The following is a 19,713-nucleotide window of genomic DNA, read 5'->3' as shown; positions in this document are numbered from 1 at the left end:
CATCCTTTGAGCAAGTGCACGTCGCAAAGCCGTCGCACAGGGAATAAGCAGACATTGATCTCTGCCGTAACCTTCTGAGCGCGCAACGATTTCCCTTGCCGCCCTGACGCCTGCGCAATTGTACACAATGGCATGGCGCTTGCAGAACTCCTGGCAAAGAGAGTTCTCGCGAGGGCGTCATGTTGAACTCAACCAAGCCGACACTGGGCGTCATCAGCGCCGAGCCCGAGCCGATCAAGCTCGATTGGTCCTCGACCGCCCTTGTGATCATCGACATGCAGCGCGACTTCATGGAGCCGGGCGGCTTCGGCGAGACACTCGGCAATGACGTCAGCCAGCTCGCGCGCGCGGTGAAGCCGATTGGCGCGGTGCTGAAGGCCGCACGCGACACCGGCATGCTGGTGATCCATACCCGCGAAGGCCATCTGCCTGATCTGTCCGATGCGCCGCCGGCGAAAGTCGAGCGCGGCGCGCCGTCGTTGCGCATCGGCGATCCCGGGCCGATGGGCCGCATCCTTATTCGCGGCGAGGCCGGCCACGACATCATCCCCGAGCTCTATCCGCTCGACAGCGAGGTCGTGATCGACAAGCCCGGAAAGGGCGCGTTCTACGCCACCGAGCTCACGGACGTGCTCGAGAAATACGGCATCGAGAATCTGCTCGTGTGCGGCGTCACCACCGAAGTGTGCGTCAACACGACTGTGCGCGAGGCCAATGACCGCGGCTATCGCTGCGTCGTCATCTCGGATGGCTGCGCGTCTTACTTCCCCGAGTTTCACGAGATGGGCCTGAAGATGATCAAGGCCCAGGGCGGCATCTTCGGCTGGGTCGCGGACTCCGCCGCAGTACTGGAGGCGATGAAGGTTTCGACCACATAGGGGTATTCTCATGAGCACATTGACGGGGACGGCCGGCAAGCCCGAGTTTAAACCGGCGCTATGGACATCGGGCGACTGGAACGCGTTTTTCGGCTTCGGCACCAACATCCTCGTCAACATGCTGGTGCTCACGGGCCTGCTGCGCTTCGTGTTGAAGATGCCTGACAGCCTCGTGTTCGGCCGCATCCTGCCCGCGCTCGGGCTGATGATGTGCCTCTCCACCTTCTACTACGCTTTCCTCGCCTATCGGCTCGCGCAGAAGACCGGCCGCAGCGATGTCTGCGCGCTGCCCTCGGGCGTCAGCGTCCCGCACATGTTCATCGTCACCTTCGTGATCATGCTGCCGATTACGCTCAAGACCGGCGATCCGCTCAAGGGCTGGTCGGCGGGCCTGGTCTGGGTGTTCTTCCAGAGCTTCATCCTGATGATCGGCGGCTTCATCGCGCCGTTCATCCGCAAGATCACCCCGCGCGCGGCGCTGCTCGGCACCCTTGCCGGCGTCTCCATCACCTTCATCTCGATGCGGCCGGCGCTCGAGATGTACATGACGCCGCAGATTGGTCTCGTCTGCTTCGCCATCATCCTGGTGAGCTGGTTCGGCGGCGTGAAATATCCGAAGGGCATTCCTGCGGGACTTGTTGCGATTGCAGCGGGCATGATCATCGCCTGGGGTTCGAATCTGTTCGGGCTCGGCCTTGGCGGGTTGAGCATCGCGGGCGTGAGCGCGGCTTTCGCAAACTTCGGCTTCTCGGTGCCGCTTCCAGCCGTGGGCTACGTCTTCTCCGGCTTCGAATATCTTGGCGTCATCCTGGTTACCGCCATTCCGTTCGGCATCTACGACCTCGTCGAGGCCATGGACAATGTGGAGAGCGCGGAAGCTGCCGGCGACGAATACCCGACCACGCGCGTTTTGACCGCCGACGGCGTTGTCAGCCTGATCGGCTGCCTGATGGGCAATCCCTTCATCAACGCCGTCTATATCGGCCATCCCGGCTGGAAAGCGATGGGCGGCCGTATCGGTTACTCCGCCGCGACCGGCATCATGGTGGTGGTGCTGGCCTGGTTCGGCATCATCTCGGTGCTGCTGGCGCTGGTGCCCGTGGTCGCGATCTCGCCGATCCTGCTTTATATCGGCATGCTCATCGGCGCGCAGGCGTTCCAGACCACGCCGGTCAAACACGCACCGGCGATCGTGCTGGCGCTGACCCCGCATCTCGCCGCCTGGGCCAAGCTGCAGATCGACACGATGCTGGGCTCGACGATGAATGCGGCGGCCACCGTCGGTGGCATGGCGGCCGACAAGGCCGACGCGGTCAAGCTAGCGGCAATCGCCGCGCTGCCGCAGCAGGGCGTGTTCTATCACGGCCTCGAGGTCATGGGTGGTGGCTCCATCCTCGGCGGCCTGATCCTGGGCGCGATCGGCGTCTTCATCATCGAGCGCGACTTCGAAAAGGCGTCGGCCTTCGCACTTGTCGGTGCAGTCCTCACCTATTTCGGCTTCATGCACGGCGAAGCCGTCGGCATCGGCGGCGGTTTTGGTGTCACGCCCGCGGTGGCGTTCGCCTATGCCGTCATGGCAGCCGGGCTGTTTGCAGCGAGCAAGCTCGGCACCACCGAGCATTATGCCGCGCATCCGGAGATGCACGCCGCGCCGGCGGAGTAGGGCAAAGAAACCATGAAAACCAGCCGGGCGACGTCGTTTCGGCCGGCCGCTTTTATTGGCCAAAGCGCGCTGTAACGACCGATCAATCGCCCAACCTGTTCCTGGTCGCGCGAAGAATGTCGTCCGACAGTTTGGGATCGTTGACGGCCCGGGCAAGTACCAGTGCCCCGACCATGGAGGCGGCCATCGCGAGCGCTTCCTCTTCGCGCTGTCGCGGCTTGAGCGCCGAGGCCATTCGGCCACTCAGCAGCCCGATCATCCCCCGGAATCCGGCAGTAAACCGTTCTCTCACGTCGCCGCTTTGGCGCGACATCTCACAGGCCAACGCCGCGAAAGGGCAGCCGCTTCCGGGCTCGTCGCGATGCCTCTCCGAGAGGTATTCGGACACGTACTCTCCAAGTGCCAACCCCTCGGGCACTTCGCGCCTTTTGGCGGCGATGGCATGGGCGACGGCTTCTTCGACAAGCCGCTCCTTGGAGCCAAACTGGCTGTACATGCTGCCATGGGTCATCCCGGCGGCGTCGGCCAATGCATCGACACCCATCCCGGAGATACCGCGCTCTCGCATGAGGCGGGAGGCGGCCTCGAGAATACGCTCGCGATTTTTGGCCGCCTGTTCCTTTGAAACGCGCATGTCGCAGATCCTTGAGTCCCGCTCTTGACAATTATAGTGACGATCGTCATCTATATCAATAATTACGATCGTAATCTAAAATGTTTGGGACTGGCACCCTTTTAGGAGAGAGCTCGTGAATTCGACCGACATGAAGATTGCCCTCGTTACCGGCGCCTCATCAGGCATCGGCGAGGCCACTGCGGAGCGGCTGGCGAGAGCCGGCTACAAGGTGTACGGCACCAGCAGACGGGGAGCCCAGGGCAAGCGGTCGTTCGAGATGGTTGCCCTCGACGTGACCAGTGACGAATCCGTCGAAGCTGCCGTGAGCGAAGTGATGCGGCGCGACGGCCGCATCGATCTGCTCGTGAACAATGCCGGTTTCGGCGTTGCCCCCGCGGGCGCGGAAGAGAGCTCGATCGAACAGGCCCGATCGATTTTCGAAACGAACTTCTTCGGACTGATCCGGATGACGCGCGCCGTCGTGCCTCACATGCGACGCCGGGGAAGTGGTCGCATTGTCAACATCGGCTCCGTGCTCGGTTTTCTGCCGATGCCCTACGGAGCGCTCTACGCCGCCACCAAGCACGCGGTGGAAGGCTATTCGGAATCGCTCGACCACGAGCTGCGCATGAGGGGCATCCGGGTCACCGTCATCGAGCCTGCCTACACGAAGACTCCATTCGACGCGAATTTCATGGAGCCCGATGCCAAGCTCGATGAATACCGCGCGACTCGTACGCATGTCAGCAAGCGGGTGAACGAGGTGATGACAACGGCCGAGGGACCTGGCGTCGTGGCCGAGACCGTTCTGAAGGCGGCCAGCGCGGCACATCCGAAAGTCCGCTACACGGCGGGCAAGCTCGCGCACCGCCTGCGGTTGCTTCGCAGGTTTGCGCCCTCTGGTCTGGTCGACGCCGGGCTTCGAAAGGACCTGCGGCTCGACGCGGAGGCCGCATCGCAACCACACCGCACCGCGCGTACGTTCTGACCGCGCGCGGTCGGTGCAAACGCCTCCTATCCACAGCGACGACCCACCAACCGGACATAGGCAAACATGAGAGCTCTCGTCTTCAAGCGTTATGGCAGACCGGACCAGATCGCGTTCGTTGATCTCCCTCGGCCAGTGCCGAAGCCGAACGAGATTCTCGTCCAGGTCCAAGCAGCCGGCTTGAATCCCGTCGACAACATGATTCCGAGAGGAAATGTTCAAGCCTATCCTTCGCTTTCAGCTTCCGGCCACGCTGGGCAGCGATCTCGCCGGTGTCGTGGTGGAGGTCGGAAGTCGGGTCACTCGCTTCAAGCCGGGCGATGCCGTCTTCGCCAGCGTCTTCGACGTGAGCGGCACGGGCGCACTCGCTGAGTTCGCAACGGTGCCTGAGGCAGCCGCTGCGCTCAAGCCGGAAAATCTGGGCTTCGTGCAGGCGGCTTCGATCCCGATGGTTGGACTGACTGCGTGGCAAGCACTCAGGGTGCGCGCACGGCTCCAGCCCGGTCAGAAGGTGTTCATTCCCGCGGGTGCGGGCGGTATCGGTACTTTCGCGATCCAGCTCGCGAAATACCTCGGCGCGAAGGTGGGAACGACGACGAGTACCGGAAATGTAGGCTTGGTCCGGAGCCTTGGAGCCGACGAGGTGATCGACTACAAGAAGCAGCAGTTTGAGGATGTGTTGCGCAGCTACGATGCCGTGCTGGGGACAATCAGAGGCGATGCAATCGAGAAGTCGCTTCAAATATTGAAGCCTGGGAGCGCGATTGTCTCGCTCGTTGGTCCACCTGACGGTCCATTCGCTCGCGCCCGAGGCATGAACGCGTTAATGGTGCTGGTGTTCGGCTTGCTGAGCTGGAAGATCGTTCGCCGCGCCAAGACGCGCGGCGTCGCCTACTCCTTCCTGTTCGTCCAACCGGACGGCGGTCAGCTCGCAGAGATCGGTGAGCTTCTCGAGGCAGCGAGCATCCGGCCGGTGATCGACAAGGTCTTTCCGTTCGAGCAGGCCAAAGAGGCGCTTGCATATCTGGAGACCGGGCGAGCGAAGGGGAAGGTCGTCGTCCAGATCAAATAAATGCCGAGAGAGGGAGCTGTCGATCGTGCCATTGAGAGTGCTGGGAGCAGTTTCGCGGACGAAGTGCGATCATCCGCCCTTGACCGCTCCCGCCGTGAGGCCGGCCACGATCTGCCGCTGTGCGAACACCGTGAGCAGCAGCACCGGGAGGGTGACGATCAGGGCGGCCGCGGCGAGGGGGCCCCAGCTCAGCTGGTCGAACGAGATCATGTTGTAGACGGCGACGGGCAGGGTGCGGGTCTCGCGTCCCGCCAGCACGATGCCGAACACGAAATTGTTCCAGGAGAAGATCACCGCGAGAATGAAGGCGACCGCGATGCCGGGCTTTGCGATCGGCAGCGCGACGTGCCGGAACACCTGCCAGCGGCCGGCGCCGTCGATCAGGGCGGCTTCTTCCAGCTCCAGCGGCGTCGTCTCGAAATAGCCGATCATGATCCAGATCACGATCGGCACCGTCACCACGAGATGGATGATGATCTGCGGCACCAGCGTACCGAGCAGGCCGAGCCATTGGAACATCAGGAACAGCGGGATCAGATAGGACAAGCCGGGCGTGATACGAGCGATCAGGATTACGATTGCAGATTTATGCGCGGCCATCCGCGCAATGCCGTAGCCGGCGGGGACGCCGACCATCAGCGCCAGTACCGTGGCGCTGCCGGTGACGATCAGGCTGTTGAAGAAATAAGTCACGAAGCGATTGGAGGCGAGCACGTCGGTATAGTTCTTCCAGGCGAAATGCTCCGGAATGAACACCGGCGGGTAGGCGGCGTTGTCGATCTCGAATTTGAGCGAGAGCGACAGCATCCAGAGGAAGAACAAAATGGCCGGCGACACGATGACGAGCACCGCGAACCACAGGCTGATCTTGCCGATGATTTGACGCATGTTGAAGCGGCTTGGAGTCATGCGTCGCTCGCGATCTCGGTCCACAGCATGCGCTGGCGGGCATAGAGCATCACCGCCGCAAGCAGGACAATCAGCAGGAAAAACACGACCGCGATCGCCGAGCCGTAACCGAGGTCGTAATAGGTGAAGGCGACGCTGTAGAGATAAATGTTGATCGTCTCCGACGCCGAGCCCGGTCCGCCCTGCGTGATCGCAAAGATGACGTCGAAGCTCTTTACGGCATCGATCATGCGGATCATGCCGGCGATGAACAGGAACGGCATGATCAGCGGCAGCGTGATGAAGCGGAACACCTGCCAGAGGCTGGCGCCGTCGATCTGTGCGCTCTCGTAAGGCTCGGTCGGGATCGCAGCGAGGCCGCCGAGCACGATCAGCATCACCAGCGGCGTCCACTGCCAGGTCTCAACCAGCACCAGCGAGGGGATCACCGTCGCCGGATGAAACACCCAGAGCTGCGCGGGAATCCCGACCAGCGACAGCAGATAGTTGAGCACGCCGAGCTGCGGGTGGAACATCATGGTCCAGACCAGCGCGATCGCCACCGGCGTCGCCATCATCGGCATGATGAAGATGCCGCGCAGGAAGCCGCGGCCGGCGAATTTCTGGTGGAACACCACGGCCGCGAACGTCCCGAACACGAGCGGCAGCAGCACGGACAGCACGGTGTAGACCAGCGTATGTCCGATCGCCTCGATGAAGCGCGGATCGCCGGTCAGTCGCAGATAGTTGGAGACCCCGACGAAGGTGGTCGGCGAACCGACCTTCCATTCGTTCAGGCTCATCCAGATGGTGAAGACCCATGGGAAGATGATGATCGCGAGCACGACGACCAGCGCCGGTATCACGAACGGCCAATAGGACGGCGGCCGCAATTCCTTCTCCGGCGCGGCATCAGACTGTGCCGCGGCCGGAGTTGATTGTGTCAACGCACTCACGCCTTTTCGCTACGCTCCAGAATCGGACGAAATTGATCGTTCGCTTTCTTCAGCTCCGCTGCGGGATCGGCGCCGGACAAGGTCGCAGTGAGCGCCGCGCCGACGATGTCGCGGAATTCGGCAACCGGGATCACGACCGGTAGGCCGAGCTTGCTGATCTTGCCGGAATCGATCACGGACTGCAGCCATTCCTTCGGCATTTTGACACCGCTCTGGACCTCCGCATCGTTCAGGATGGAGTTGCGGAATGGCACGCCGCCACCGGCTTGCAAGAGCCGCGCGCCCTGCTTCTTCGAGACGATCCACTGGCAAAGCAGATAGGCGGCTTCCTTGTTCTTGCTCGCCGCGGCAATGCCGATGCCGTCGCCATAGGTTGCCGAATATTGCCCCTTCGGTCCGGCGGGCACGACGGTGTAGCCGACCTTGCCGACCACACGCGAGGCGGCCGGATCTTCCAGCGGCGGCGCCCAGCCGACGCCGTCGATCCACATGGCCGAACGTCCCTGCGTGAACGAGGCCATCGACTCCATCCAGTTGAAACCGGCGACGCCGGGCGGAGCGACTTTCGTCAGCAGCGTTTGATAAAGTTTTGTCGCAGCGATCGCTTCGGGACCGTCGGTCAGGATGTTGCCTTTGGCGTCGAGGAATTCCCCGCCATAGTCGAGGAAGAAATTGGTCCACAACGTCATGTTGGCATTGCGCAGACCGCGTCCGACGAAGCCGTAGATGCCTTCCTTGGGATCGGTCAGCTTCTCCGCGGCCGCGACCATCTCATCGAGGGTTTTGGGGACGGCGACGCCCTTCTTCTGGAACAGCTCCTTGTTGTAGTAGAGAATGAAATAATCGACCGACCAGGGCAGCGACAGCATCTGGCCCTTGTCGTTCTTGGCGTATTGCAGACCAGCGGCCGAGAAATCGCTTTCGACGAGATCGGGTGCGGTCAGCGTCGGGTCTTTCATGTAGGGCGTGAGGTCGGCGAGCCAGCCGGCCTTTTCGAACTGCCGCTTCTGCACATGATAGCTGAGATGGACAACGTCGAAGCTCGGCCGGCCCGAGGTGAGCTCGATGACGCATTTCTGCCGCTGCTGCTGCTCGGGAATTTGCTCCGATTCGACCTCGATGCCGGTGAGTTCGGTGAATTCCTTGACGTATTTTTGCAGGTTGTCGCCGCGCGGGCCCTTGGCGAGGATCACCTCCAGCTTGGTGCCGGCATATTTCTTCCAATTCACCTCGGCGCGCGCCGGAAAGCCGGTGAGGCTGAGCGCGCCAGCCGCAGCGGTGCCCGTCAACAGCGTACGGCGCGAGATCTTATGGTCAGCCACTTTAGTCCCTCCCTCTGATTCAATTCTTTGGGGGGATACTAGCGACCGTTCCACGCCTGCCTAGCCCTAATTTCTGCGTCACGGTCGCACCGCTGGCGTTTCCATCGGCATTCCGCGGGCCCGCGACATCAGATAGAGCTCGAGCGCGACCAATTCGGGCGCGCCGTAATCATAGGCTTGGGCGCGGACGCCGGTCATGCAACTCCGCAAGCGCCGCTCCAGGGACCCCAGCGTCTGCCATTCCAGCCGATAGATCGGATAGCCGGTCGGCTGGGCCTGCGTGATCGGCGAGCCCGCGAGGTGCTTGTCAAAGTTGTCGTCATGGCAATTGGTGCATGCCAGGTTGAGCTGGCCCTCGCGCTGCATGAAGAGGCTGCGCCCCTGTGCGACGAAAGCACTAAGTTGTGGATCATCGCCTGCGGTGATCGGAAAGCCGCGCGACTGATGAGCAACGAAGGCGGACAACGCCAGGATGTCGCGGCTCTCGTAAGGCAGCGGGCTCGCCTGCTGATGATTGGCGCGGCAGAGCTTGATGCGCTGGTCGAGAGTGATGGGGCGCCCCAGAGCCTTTTCGAAGGCGGGATAGCGCGCCGCGACGCCCTTCATGCTGCTTCGCGCATCGCCGTGACAGTCCGCGCAGGCCTTGTCGGCGCTGCCGACCTTCTTGCCCCACAGCGCCTCGCCATCGAGCACGAACAGCATTCCCGGATTGGAGGTGTCGTCATCCTGCATGGCGCGCGTATCAGGACTCACGAAGGAATAGCCGGAGCGGCGTGCATCCGGCGGGATTTCGCCGGCCAGCAGGGCTGGGGTCGTGGCGACGAGCGCCGCCACCGCTATCGCGCGCCACCAGATCATTCGACCGTGATCGATGCCGATGCCGTGGACGCGTAGCCGTTGTCGCCGATCCATTCGAACTCGAGCTTGCCGCTCTCCCTGGCAATCGTGAAGAAGGACAGATACGGGTTGGCGGCGATTGCCGGAAATAGATCCGCGCGAAAAATTTCGGTGCCGTTGTAGCTGCAGGTGAAGCTCGTGATGATATCGCGCGGCACCAGCGCACCATCCATGGTGTGGCGAAAGCCGGTTTCCATGATGTGCGAGGTCAGCGTGCGGATCTCGATGATGTCGCCGCGTTTGGCCTTGCTGGGAACGTTGATGAGGGCGGCCATCAGTTCACCTCCTCGGTGCAGGCGGCCAGCGTCACGACAATGTCCGCCGAAACCTGCCAGAAGCTGTCGTCGGAGAGGCGGGCGATCGCGACCACTCTCTGGGTGTCGGCGAGCCGGATCCGCGTCGAGACCTGCGCGCGGCCGGAGGACGGGTTCAGGTAGAAATTCCCGATGTTGGGTTGGGGGTTCTTCTCGTTGAAGACGTGGATGCTCTTGACGTAGTCGTCCGCCGTCATCGGGCTTGTAACGCTGACTGTCATCGGCACCGTGTTGCCGTTCTCGACCAGCGGCGGAATGTCGAGCTTGACCTTGCCGGTGCGGATGGGGGCTTCACCGACGATGTTGCGGATCGCGGTGTTGAGCATCGCGGGCGTTGCTTCGAGCGCACGCGGCGTGACGATCGGAATGACCGTGACGCTGGCAGCCAGGTACAAGAATTGTCGTCGCGTCGTTGGCATGAGCAGTCCTAGTCCCGAAGCGTTGCGAGATAAGCCACGATGTCCTCGATCTCTGCAGCCGACAATATCGGATTGCCGGCGTAATTTCGCCCGACGCGGACGAAGCCCTTGTTACGATAATAGGACGGCATGATGGTATCAGGATTGAAGCGCGAAGCGTCCACCAGTCGAAGCCGTAACTGGCTCACCGTCCAGCGGTTCCCCGCGCCGGTGAGATCCGGTGCAAGATCACCCTGGAACCGCGTTTCCGGGAATGGGCCGGAATGGCAGAGGATGCAGGTCGTCGTGCGCGCCAGCACCAGCGTGCGTCCGCGCGCGACATCGCCCGGCGCGCCGGTGAGCGATGTCGTAATGCCGTCGCCGGTGATCTCATAGGGCACGAGTTCGTCCGCGCCGGCGTTGGCGACGTGAATGACGCTGGCAAGCAGCACTGCGATGTAGACCTTCGACCTAGCCAAAAGTGTCCGCCGTGATGGTTTGAAACCAGCGCTCCGCTTCGGCCGCTTCGCGGCTGCGCAGTTCACGCGGCGCATCGACCGGGCTCGTGGTACCGCCTTCGACCTCGGCAAAGATGTCGCCCTTGGGCTGGTAATTGCCCGCGAGCGAGAAGCCATAGCCGGGTGCGACCGTGTTGTAGCAGATGCCGGTGAGCCGCGGTGTTTGCGGCGTGCGGCCGGCGAGCAGGCCGACGATGGCGGCTGCGCACGCCTTGCCTTGCGCGCTTGCGGCGGATGCGGATTTGGGAATGGCGCCGCCAAGGCAGGCGTCGCCGATGACGTGAATATTTTCGACGAGCTTTGACTCGAAAGTGACAGGGTCGATCGGGCACCAGCCGGTGGCATCAGTTGCACCCGCAATCTCGGCAATGTGGCCGGCGCGCTGCGGCGGGATGACGTTGGCGATATCGGGGGTGTAGTTGCCGAATTCGGTGACGATGGTCTTGGTGGCGGGATCGACCGAGGTGACGCGGCCGCCTTGCGACAGGCCGATCCGTTCGATCATGTCGCCGTACAGTTCTTTCCACGCCTTCTCGAACAGCCGTTGCTGTGAGAAATTGTCCTTGGCATCGAGGATCAGCACTTTCGAGCGGGGCTTCTTCGTCTTCAGATAATGTGCGATCAGGCTGGCGCGCTCGTAAGGCGCGGGCGGACAGCGCGAAGGATTGGCGGGGATCGCGAGGGCGACCGTGCCACCATCGTCCATCGCCTCCAACTGTCTGCGCAGCAGCAGCGTCTGCGCGCCGGCCTTCCACGCGTGCGGCATCTTATCCGATGCGGCCTCATCATAGCCGGGGAGGGCTTCATAGTGGAAGTCGATGCCGGGCGAGAGCACGAGACGATCATAGGGCAGCGCGACGCCGTCGGCGGTCATGACGCTGCGCTGCGCAGGCGCGATGGTGGTCACGGTCTGGCCGATCACGGTGACGCCCTCGGCAGCGAGCCGGTCATGGCCAAACTGCTGCGCCTCGATGTCGCGCAAATCCGCGATCACCTCGTTGCTGAACGGACAGGCGGTGAAGACCGAATTGGGATCGATCAGGATGACCTGCAGGTCCGCTTGCATGCGCTTGAGCGCGCGGGCGCAGGCCGCTCCCCCGAAGCCGCCGCCGACCACGACGATACGGGCTGTCGATTGCGCACGGAGGAGAGACGGCCGCGCCAATGTCGCAGCTGCGGCGGTGATGCCGAGCACGGCAGTCCGCCGTGTCATCGGTCGCGTGGTCATCGGGGATCATCCAGTCAAAAATGCCGCGGCGGCCATGATAGCCGCCGCGGTGCTTCCTTAAGCGAAGGTGATGTTCTGATCGCGCAGCGGTACGGAACGGATTCGTTTGCCGGTCGCCGCGAAATAGGCGTTGAGGACCGCTGGTCCCGCAACGCCGATCGTCGGCTCGCCGACACCGCCCCAGAAACCGCCACTCGGCATCACGATCGATTCCACCTTCGGCATCGCCGCGATACGCATCGAATCGTAGGTATCGAAGTTTGTCTGTTCGACCGCGCCGTCCTTGATCGTGATGCCGCCATAGAATAGGCCGCTCAGGCCGTAGACGAACGAGCCGGCAATCTGCCGATCGATCTGGGCCGGGTTCACGGCATAGCCGGGATCCGTCGCCGCGACGATGCGATGCACCTTGATCTTGGTGCCGTCGGTCACGGAGATTTCCGCGGCTGCCGCGACGTAGCTGCCGTAGGAGGCGAAGTGCGCAAGCCCCCGGTAGATGCCCTGCGGCGGCGCGGTGCTCCAGCCGATCTTCTCAGCCACCGCCTCCAGCACCGCGAGATGCTTCGGGTGGTCCTTCATCAACTTGCGCCGGAACTCCAGCGGGTCCTGGCCTGCCGCATGCGCCAACTCGTCCATGAAGCATTCGACATAGATGGCGTTCTGGTTCACGTTCACCCCGCGCCAGAAGCCCGGGATGATGTGCGGGTTGCGCATCGAATGCTCGATCAGGAGATTGGGCACCGAGTATCCAAACGGCGCATCGCCCTTTGCGTTGAGGCCGGCGAACGTCGCCGGGTCCATGCCCTTCACGAGTGCGTCCGGCCGCAAGCTCGCAAGGATCGACTGCCCGGAGATCCGCATGTGGAATGCCGTCAGATTGTTGTCGGCATCGAAGCCCGCGGTGAGCTTGCATTGCGTGATCGGATGGTACCGGCCGTGCGTCATGTCCTCTTCGCGCGTCCACAGCAACTTGATCGGCGTACCCGGCATCTGCTTGGCGATCAGCACGGCCTGCCGCACATAGTCGGTCTGGCCGCGCCGGCCGAAGCCGCCGCCGAGCAGCAGCTTGTTGACGTCGCATTTCTCGGCGGGAAGTTCTGATGCTTCCAGCACGGCAGCGAAGGCGGCTTCGCCATTCTGCGTGCCGCACCAGACCTCGCATTTGTCGGCCGTGTAGAGCGCGGTGGCGTTCATCGGCTCCATCGTCGCGTGGTTCTGGTAGGGATAGTTGTAGACGGCTTCGATCGTCTTGGCGGCACCGGCAAGTGCAGCCTTCGTGTCGCCGTTGGAATTGCCGACATAGGCCTGGCCGCCATCGAGGCCTTCGGCCAGCCACTTTGCGATCGAGGCGCTGGAGACCTTGGCGTTCTCACCTTCGTCCCAGACGATCGGCAGCGCATCGAGCGCGGTCTTGGCGTGCCAGAACGTGTCGGCCACGACCGCAACTGCGGTGTCGCCGACCTTCAGCACCTTCTTCACTCCTTTCATGCCCGCGATCTTGGCTTCGTCATAGCTCTTCAGCTTGCCGCCGGTAACCGGGCAATCCTTGATCGCAGCGTTGAGCATGCCGGGCAGCTTGACGTCGATGCCATAGACGGTGGTGCCGGTGACCTTGTCCGGGGTGTCGAGCCGCTTCACGCCCTTGCCGACCAGCCGCCAATCCTTGGGGTCCTTCAGCTTGACGTCAGCCGGCGGCGTCAGTTTGGCCGCGGCGTCGGCGACCTTGCCGTAGGTCGTGGTCTTGCCCGACGGCGTGTGGGTGATGATGCTGTTGGCGGCCGTGCATTCCGAGGCCGGCACCTTCCATTCATTGGCCGCGGCCTGGATCAGCATCACGCGCGCGGTGGCTCCGCCCTTGCGTACGTAGTCCTGCGACGCGCGGATGCCGCGGCTGCCACCGGTCGAGTAATCGCCCCAGACGCGCTTGCGAGCGACGTTCTGGCCGGGCGAGGGGAATTCGGTGGTGACCTTGGTCCAGTCGCATTCGAGCTCCTCGGCGACGAGTTGGGCAAGGCCGGTCAGCGAGCCCTGGCCCATCTCGGAGCGGGCGATGCGGATCACCACGGTGTCGTCGGGCCGGATCGCAACCCAGGCATTGACCTCGGGCGAGCCGTCAGCCGCCCGAGCCACGGCGGGACCGCCAAACACAGGGTCGAAGCTGATGGCGAGGCCAGTGCCGACCGCGGCGGTGCCGATCACGAAGGCGCGGCGGTTCATCTTGGGAGAGACGTGCTTGTTCATATGCCGGCTCCTTACGCGCTTGCGATCGTGTGGATCGCTTCGCGCACCTGCTGGAAGGTGCCGCAGCGGCAGATATTGGTGATGGCCTCATCGATATCGGCATCGGTCGGCTTCGGCTTGTCGTTGAGCAACGCCGCCACCGCCATGATCATGCCGCTCTGGCAATAGCCGCATTGCGGAACGTCCTGGGCGATCCAGGCTTCCTGCACCTTGTGCAGCGTCGTGCCGGAGGCGAGTCCTTCGATCGTGGTGATCTTTTTGCCCGCGGCCTCGGCAACCGAAATCCCGCAGGAGCGGGTGGCGACACCGTCCATGTGCACGGTGCAGGCGCCGCATTGTGCGATCCCGCAACCATATTTGGTGCCGGTCAGGCCGGCATTCTCGCGGATCGCCCAGAGCAGCGGCGTATCCGGCTCGACATCGAGCGTGAAGGTTTTTCCGTTGATTGTTAGGTTTGCCATCGCAAGTCCCCTGATTGGCCCATCCACCGATGGACTCAGCGGCGCAATGTGTCCGGCAAATTGCAACCTTTCAAATCAATAGTCTGAGGGGTGGCCACGAAGATTTTCGCGGTCGTGGGAAGATTATCGATCGGATGGTGTTGTGGGCGCTTTGAGATGGCACGCGAACGTCCAGGTTCCGTCGCTGCCGCCGGCGCGACATCAGGCCTGACGTCCCCGAAATTCAGGGCTGCGACTGTGCCGCTCGCTTGACAGCGCCACAACCTGGGGCTGATCATTGCCCCGGAATAATAACACCCGCGCCATCCGTTGCGCCGAGGCAACGGATTTTCCACGCCTGTCGGCGATCACGGTCGGCATTGCGACGAGAATAGTTTTGCAGGGGGGCGCCATGTCGAGGAAGGTGATCGGCTGTTCGGTCCTGGCGATCGTCGTGATTGTCCTTGTCTTCAACTATCTGCCCTCATTGATCGCCGATTCCCTCTATAAGAACGTCGACGACATCACCGACGGGGAGATGCCCGCCACGGTCACCTCCTTTGAAGCGGGACCGGATGTCGTCAGCGCGATCGGTGGCAGCGGGGAGGGGCTGAATTGCAGTCTTCCTGCTCTGACCAACGTCTTCTTCGATGGAAGCAGGGATTCCAGGGGCAGGCGTCATCTGGTCCTGCAGCGCTTCCGGCAGGCCTGCGTGTTTCATGACCTCTGCTACCGCCACGGCCTCGCCACTTACGGCTATAACCAGAACGATTGCGACCGCATCCTGCAAAATGCGGCGTTCCGGCTGTGCACCTATATTCGCAACGGCAGTGGGACCGGTAGCGCGACGCGTTGCCAAACCGATTCAAAGATGGTTCTCGCGGGCGTCAGCCTGGGTGGCTACAACGCCTTTCGCGGCTGGGATCGATCGACCTATTTCGAGTTCGAATCCGATCCGTTCCGCTCGGATGGTTTCCAGGCGAGCCGCGTCGTGGATCATCCGTTCAAGGCGATCGATCCCGTCAAGTATCGCGACGACCCGGATCAGGTCATCCTGTCGTTCGAGAACGTTCGATCCGACATCGCCGTAACCTGCATGACTTGCGGACAACTGCCGGTGTTCGAATACACGCAGGATCCGAACCAAGTCGATGCCGAGCTGCGCTTGGTCGGCGTGACGAAGCTGCCCGAGACATTGCTCAAGCGCGAGCCAATGCTGTCGGAGACCGTGCCGATCTGGCTGCCGCCGCGTCGTCGTCATGCCGCGCCGCATTTGCTGGTCGACAGTGCGGGCAGGAATCATCTGATCTGGATGAGCCGGAACAATCCGCAGGACACGATGTCCTGCATCGTTGGCGCGGATGCCGCGCGGCTTCTCACCAATACGCTGCCACGGCGGGATCTCTGCTCGAGAGATGCCGGTTCGTCGTTGAGCATGGTGGAGGTCGACATGTTCGCGACGTCTCCGCTGCCGATGGAGGTTCCTGGCGCGAGCGACCCGATCTACGCGGTCGCCATCAGCCCGCAGAAGACGGTCGACCATGATCTCAGCTTCTGCTCGCGTTCGGCATCGAGGCCGGTCGATCAATCCGGTCATGATGACCAGTCCAAATGCATCAACTTCTCCGGGGCCGACGTCAGCAAGGGCGCAGCACTCGGCGCATTCCAGGACTTTTCGGTCATTCGTCCCGGACAGGAGATCATCTTCGCGCGGGATGTCGACCAGCGGACCAACTCGCCGCTGACGGCGATCTGGCAGCGTGTGTTCGGCGATACCTATTCACCTGATGGTGCGATGCTCGTGATCGACGTCGCGCCGCCGGCCACGCCCAACGGACCTGCATTGGCCAAGCTGAAGAAGATCGTCCGGTTCAACATCGACGATCGATTCGATCCGATGATGCCGATCACCCGCAAGATCGACGATCTGCGCTTTCTCAGCCTGGAGGCATCGAAGGACACCGTCCGCCTGCGGACGGTCGATTTCGCCAAGGACAATCCCGGCGTCGGGACCATCCGGCTGACGATGAATGGCAGGGACCTGGATCTGGATCGCTCCTGGGCCGCAAGGCCCATGATGGTGCTGGAGAGCCGGGAAGCTCAGCCCAAGACGAAGCTGGTGTTCTCGCGCGGTGAAATCGCAATCGATCCGGACAAGCCGGTCTCGCCGGATGCGACGACGGAAGCGCTGACATTGCAGACGCTGGTGTTCGAACGCGACGCCGCCGCGCCTTCGGATGCGCCATTCGTGAAATCGGCGGGGGCGGCCTGCAGGATCACCTATGAGTTCGCGCCTGGTCACACCGACTGGCCGTGCTATCGCGCCTTCGATCCCGATCGTTCGATGCGGGCCTCGCCGGCTGCGCGGATACAGGCGTCGCAGATGCTGATCGGGCATTTCTCGAAGAGCGCGGGCCACGCCCTCGCGTTTCCCGATGCCTGCCTGAAGTCGGAGCCGATCATTCTCGCTCCGCAAGGGGACACGTTCGCACCTGTGAGCGACACTGCGGGCTGGGCAGGTCCACCGAAGCTGCGGCGCACGATCACATGCGAGCCGCTCGATACGGCAACCACCGTCAGCCGGCCGATCGCGCAGAAGGCACCGTGAAGAGACGGCCTACTTCACCGCCAGCCGCAGAAAGCTCATCACGCTGCCGAGCGCGGCAAAGCCTGCACCGAGCGCTAATGCGACGGTGGCGCCGTTGTGACCGGCGAGCGCGAAGCACGCCGCGGCAAGGGCAGCTCCGGTCGTCTGTCCCGTCAGCCGCGCGGTGGCGACGATGCCCGAGGCGCTGCCGCCGCGATGTGGCGGGGCGCTTCCCATGATCGCCTTCATGTTCGGCGCCTGGAAGAAGCCGAATCCCATGCCGCAGATCATGATCCGCCAGACGATGTCAGGAATGCTCGGGCCTGCCGGAAGCAGTGCCAGCAGGGCCATCCCAAGGCCGAGCAGAATGAGGCCGATGCCGCCGAGCAGGCCGACCGGATGGCGGTCGGAGAGGCGACCGGCGATCGGCGCCATGATGCCGACCACCAGCGGCCACGGCGTCATGAAGAAACCGGTCTCGACCTGCGAGCGGCCGAGCACGTCCTCGAAATAGAACGGCAGCGAGACGAAGGCGAGGCCCTGCACGGCGAAGGAGCAGACCGCCGTTGCTGCCGACAGCGCGAACATCGGCCGCGCGAACAGATCGATCGGCAGCATCGGCGCGGGATGATCGGCGTGGCGGCGGGTCAGGATGAAGCCGAGTGTGAGCGCCGCGACCAGCTCGATGCCGACGGCGATCGGTGAGAGATTATGCGCGGCACTGCCGATGCCGGTGATGAACAGGCCCAGGCACATCGAGGCGAGCAGCGCGCCGAGGAAATCAAAGCCGTGATCGGCGCGCGGCGTCTTCGGCAGCATCGCAAAGCCGATGCCGGTCGCGACGAGACCGAACGGGATGTTGACGGCGAACAGCCACGGCCACGGGCCGACCGCGAGGACGGCGGAGGCAATCGAGGGCCCGAACGTGAAGGCGGTGGCGACGACCAGCGCGTTGTGGCCAAAGCCGCGGCCCTGCATCCGCCCGGGATAGACGAAGCGCACCAGCGCGGTGTTGACGCTCATGATGCCGCTGGCCCCCAAGCCTTGCAGCGTGCGTGCGACGAGCAGGCTGTCCAGCGACCACGCGACCGCGCAGAGCAGGGAGGCGATGGTGAACAGGATCAGCCCGCCGAGATAGATGCGCTGGTGTCCGACGATCTCGCCGAGCGCCCCGAGCGGCAGCAGGGTCGCCACCAGCGCGATCTGGTAGACATTGACCACCCAGACCGATTGCTCCGGGCTGACATGCAGATCGGCGGCAATCGCGGGCAGCGCGATGTTGGCAATCGCGGTGTCGAGCGAAGCCATTGCCAGCGCGGTGAAGATCGCGGCAATCGCCCAGCGTCGCCGCTCGGGCGGCAGGCCATCGGCTTTTTTGGAATGATCGGGCTCGCGCGCAGCGGCAGGTAACGTTGATGTCATTGCCTCAGCGCTTTGCTCCGGCGGTCTGGCTTCGATGATCTCCGCCATGTACTACGCTTGTGGCGGCTTCCACAGGCATATGGTTGCATGCATTGTATGCGCGAAGGTCAGTCGCCGTTCTCGAAAAAGAGGGGATCACCATGCACATCGTCGTTCTGCCGGGAGATGGCATCGGACCCGAGATCACGGCCGCGACATCGGGCGTGCTGCGCGCGGCCTCGGAGCGCTTCCAGCTCAATTTGCGGCTGGAGGAGCACGCGGTTGGGCATGCGAGCCTGAAGCTGTCAGGCACCACGGTGCGTCCTGAATTGCTCGACATCGTCCGCGGCGCCGACGGCCTGATCCTGGGGCCGACCGCGACCTTCGACTTCAAGGACGAGGCGCATGGCGAGATCAACCCGTCCAGGCACTTCCGCAAGAACCTCGACCTCTACGCCAACATCAGGCCCGCGCGCACCTATGCGGGTAGGCCGGGCCGCGTCGGTGATTTCGACCTCGTCGTGGTGCGCGAGAACACGGAAGGATTTTATGCCGACCGCAACATGGAGCAGGGCAATGGCGAGATGCTGGTCACGCCTGACGTCGTGATCTCGCTGCGCCGGATCACGCGCCTGTGCTGCGAGCGCATCGCGCACGCGGCCTGCCGGCTGGCGATGAAACGACGAAAGCATCTCACCATCGTGCACAAGGCCAACGTGCTCAAGATCGGCGACGGCATGTTCCTCGAGATCTGCCGCGCGGCGGCGAAGGACTATCCCGGCCTCGACATCGACGACATCCTGGTCGACGCCATGATGGCGCATGTGGTGCGGAGCCCCGATCGCTTCGACGTGATCGTCGCCACCAACATGTTCGGCGACATCCTGTCCGATCTCACCGCCGAGCTCTCCGGCAGTCTCGGCCTCGGCGGCTCGCTCAATGTCGGCGACCGCTATGCCATGGCGCAGGCCGCGCATGGCTCGGCACCTGACATCGCCGGGCAGGACATTGCCAACCCGGTCTCGCTGATCCTCTCGACCGCGCTGCTGCTGGCCTGGCATGGCGAGCGGAGCGGCACGGTCCGCTACGAGGAAGCGGCGCGCGCGATCGAGGCGGCGGTGGCCAAGGCGCTTCGCGAGGGCAGGGCGACACGTGATGTCGGCGGCAGGCTCGGCACGATCGCCGCGGGCGCTGCGATCGCGGAGATATTGCAGGCGATGTGAACTTGTTCAGCGTTGCTGAACAATCGGCGCGAAAACAACCCCATGCACAGTAGGAGCCTCCCTGATGGACAAGGAGTTTTTCG

The 19,713-nt window shown here is 63.3% G+C and carries 18 protein-coding genes; 6 read left to right on the top strand and 12 right to left on the bottom strand.

Annotated elements, in window-relative coordinates; all coding sequences use genetic code 11:
• Window positions 1–179 precede the first annotated feature (179 nt).
• Window positions 180–878, top strand: coding sequence for an isochorismatase family cysteine hydrolase (locus Q0687_RS26620; RefSeq protein WP_298883599.1), 699 nt, complete (start codon window positions 180–182; stop codon window positions 876–878).
• 10 nt (window positions 879–888) lie between these two features.
• Window positions 889–2,541: a regulator gene (locus tag Q0687_RS26615; RefSeq protein ID WP_298883597.1), complete on the top strand. Its 1,653-nt coding sequence runs from the start codon at window positions 889–891 to the stop codon at window positions 2,539–2,541.
• An 82-nt stretch (window positions 2,542–2,623) separates the two neighbouring features.
• On the opposite strand, the gene Q0687_RS26610 is transcribed toward Q0687_RS26615, so the two are convergent.
• Window positions 2,624–3,175, bottom strand: a complete 552-nt coding sequence (locus Q0687_RS26610; protein WP_298883595.1) for a TetR/AcrR family transcriptional regulator — start codon at window positions 3,173–3,175, stop codon at window positions 2,624–2,626.
• Between the two features lie 115 nt (window positions 3,176–3,290).
• Here Q0687_RS26610 and Q0687_RS26605 point away from each other — a divergent pair, with 115 nt between their 5' ends.
• Together Q0687_RS26605 and Q0687_RS26600 are read left to right on the top strand one after the other, a co-directional pair.
• Entirely contained in the window at window positions 3,291–4,145 is an 855-nt protein-coding gene (locus Q0687_RS26605; RefSeq protein ID WP_298883589.1) for an oxidoreductase, read from the top strand.
• Window positions 4,146–4,422: 277 nt separating this feature from the next.
• Window positions 4,423–5,217, top strand: coding sequence for an NADP-dependent oxidoreductase (locus Q0687_RS26600; RefSeq protein WP_363323993.1), 795 nt, complete (start codon window positions 4,423–4,425; stop codon window positions 5,215–5,217).
• A 69-nt stretch (window positions 5,218–5,286) separates the two neighbouring features.
• Here Q0687_RS26600 and Q0687_RS26595 read toward each other — a convergent pair whose 3' ends face one another.
• The 10 genes from Q0687_RS26595 to Q0687_RS26550 form a co-directional block, all read right to left on the bottom strand.
• Complete coding sequence (locus tag Q0687_RS26595; RefSeq protein ID WP_298883587.1) at window positions 5,287–6,126, bottom strand: carbohydrate ABC transporter permease; 840 nt, start codon at window positions 6,124–6,126, stop codon at window positions 5,287–5,289.
• Window positions 6,123–7,061: a sugar ABC transporter permease gene (locus Q0687_RS26590; RefSeq protein WP_298883585.1), complete on the bottom strand. Its 939-nt coding sequence runs from the start codon at window positions 7,059–7,061 to the stop codon at window positions 6,123–6,125. Before Q0687_RS26590 ends, Q0687_RS26595 begins: the two co-directional genes overlap by 4 nt.
• Window positions 7,058–8,383 carry a sugar ABC transporter substrate-binding protein gene (locus Q0687_RS26585; protein ID WP_298883583.1) on the bottom strand — a complete coding sequence of 442 codons (1,326 nt, stop codon included), beginning with the start codon at window positions 8,381–8,383 and terminating at the stop codon, window positions 7,058–7,060. The genes Q0687_RS26590 and Q0687_RS26585 overlap by 4 nt, the downstream gene beginning before the upstream one ends.
• Window positions 8,384–8,461: 78 nt before the next feature.
• Window positions 8,462–9,241: a sulfur oxidation c-type cytochrome SoxA gene (gene soxA / locus Q0687_RS26580; RefSeq protein ID WP_298883691.1), complete on the bottom strand. Its 780-nt coding sequence runs from the start codon at window positions 9,239–9,241 to the stop codon at window positions 8,462–8,464.
• The gene (gene soxZ, locus Q0687_RS26575; protein WP_298883581.1) at window positions 9,238–9,555 is read right to left on the bottom strand and encodes a thiosulfate oxidation carrier complex protein SoxZ; all 318 of its coding nucleotides are present in this window, start codon (window positions 9,553–9,555) and stop codon (window positions 9,238–9,240) included. The genes soxA and soxZ overlap by 4 nt, the downstream gene beginning before the upstream one ends.
• Window positions 9,555–10,013 (bottom strand): SoxY-related AACIE arm protein, encoded by a 459-nt coding sequence (locus Q0687_RS26570; protein WP_298883578.1) that lies wholly within the window; start codon window positions 10,011–10,013, stop codon window positions 9,555–9,557. The genes soxZ and Q0687_RS26570 overlap by 1 nt, the downstream gene beginning before the upstream one ends.
• A gap of 8 nt (window positions 10,014–10,021) precedes the next feature.
• A complete protein-coding gene (soxX, locus tag Q0687_RS26565; protein WP_298883576.1) occupies window positions 10,022–10,471 on the bottom strand; it encodes a sulfur oxidation c-type cytochrome SoxX in 450 nt (149 codons plus the stop codon).
• Window positions 10,464–11,738, bottom strand: coding sequence for an NAD(P)/FAD-dependent oxidoreductase (locus Q0687_RS26560; protein WP_298883573.1), 1,275 nt, complete (start codon window positions 11,736–11,738; stop codon window positions 10,464–10,466). The genes soxX and Q0687_RS26560 overlap by 8 nt, the downstream gene beginning before the upstream one ends.
• 57 nt (window positions 11,739–11,795) lie before the next feature.
• Entirely contained in the window at window positions 11,796–13,979 is a 2,184-nt protein-coding gene (locus tag Q0687_RS26555) for a molybdopterin cofactor-binding domain-containing protein (protein WP_298883570.1), read from the bottom strand.
• Between the two features lie 11 nt (window positions 13,980–13,990).
• Complete coding sequence (locus Q0687_RS26550; protein WP_298883568.1) at window positions 13,991–14,440, bottom strand: (2Fe-2S)-binding protein; 450 nt, start codon at window positions 14,438–14,440, stop codon at window positions 13,991–13,993.
• Between the two features lie 391 nt (window positions 14,441–14,831).
• On the opposite strand from Q0687_RS26550, the gene Q0687_RS26545 reads away from it, so the two are divergent.
• Window positions 14,832–17,027, top strand: coding sequence for a hypothetical protein (locus Q0687_RS26545; protein ID WP_298883566.1), 2,196 nt, complete (start codon window positions 14,832–14,834; stop codon window positions 17,025–17,027).
• 9 nt (window positions 17,028–17,036) lie between these two features.
• Here Q0687_RS26545 and Q0687_RS26540 read toward each other — a convergent pair whose 3' ends face one another.
• Window positions 17,037–18,428 carry an MFS transporter gene (locus Q0687_RS26540; protein ID WP_298883565.1) on the bottom strand — a complete coding sequence of 464 codons (1,392 nt, stop codon included), beginning with the start codon at window positions 18,426–18,428 and terminating at the stop codon, window positions 17,037–17,039.
• Between the two features lie 140 nt (window positions 18,429–18,568).
• Here Q0687_RS26540 and Q0687_RS26535 point away from each other — a divergent pair, with 140 nt between their 5' ends.
• Window positions 18,569–19,630, top strand: a complete 1,062-nt coding sequence (locus Q0687_RS26535) for an isocitrate/isopropylmalate family dehydrogenase (protein ID WP_298883564.1) — start codon at window positions 18,569–18,571, stop codon at window positions 19,628–19,630.
• The last annotated feature ends 83 nt before the right edge of the window (window positions 19,631–19,713 follow it).

Source organism: uncultured Bradyrhizobium sp., assembly GCF_936928535.1.
GTDB lineage: Bacteria > Pseudomonadota > Alphaproteobacteria > Rhizobiales > Xanthobacteraceae > Bradyrhizobium.
The sequence above is the reverse complement of the archived record's forward strand: the minus strand, read 5'-3'. Positions and strand labels throughout refer to the sequence as shown.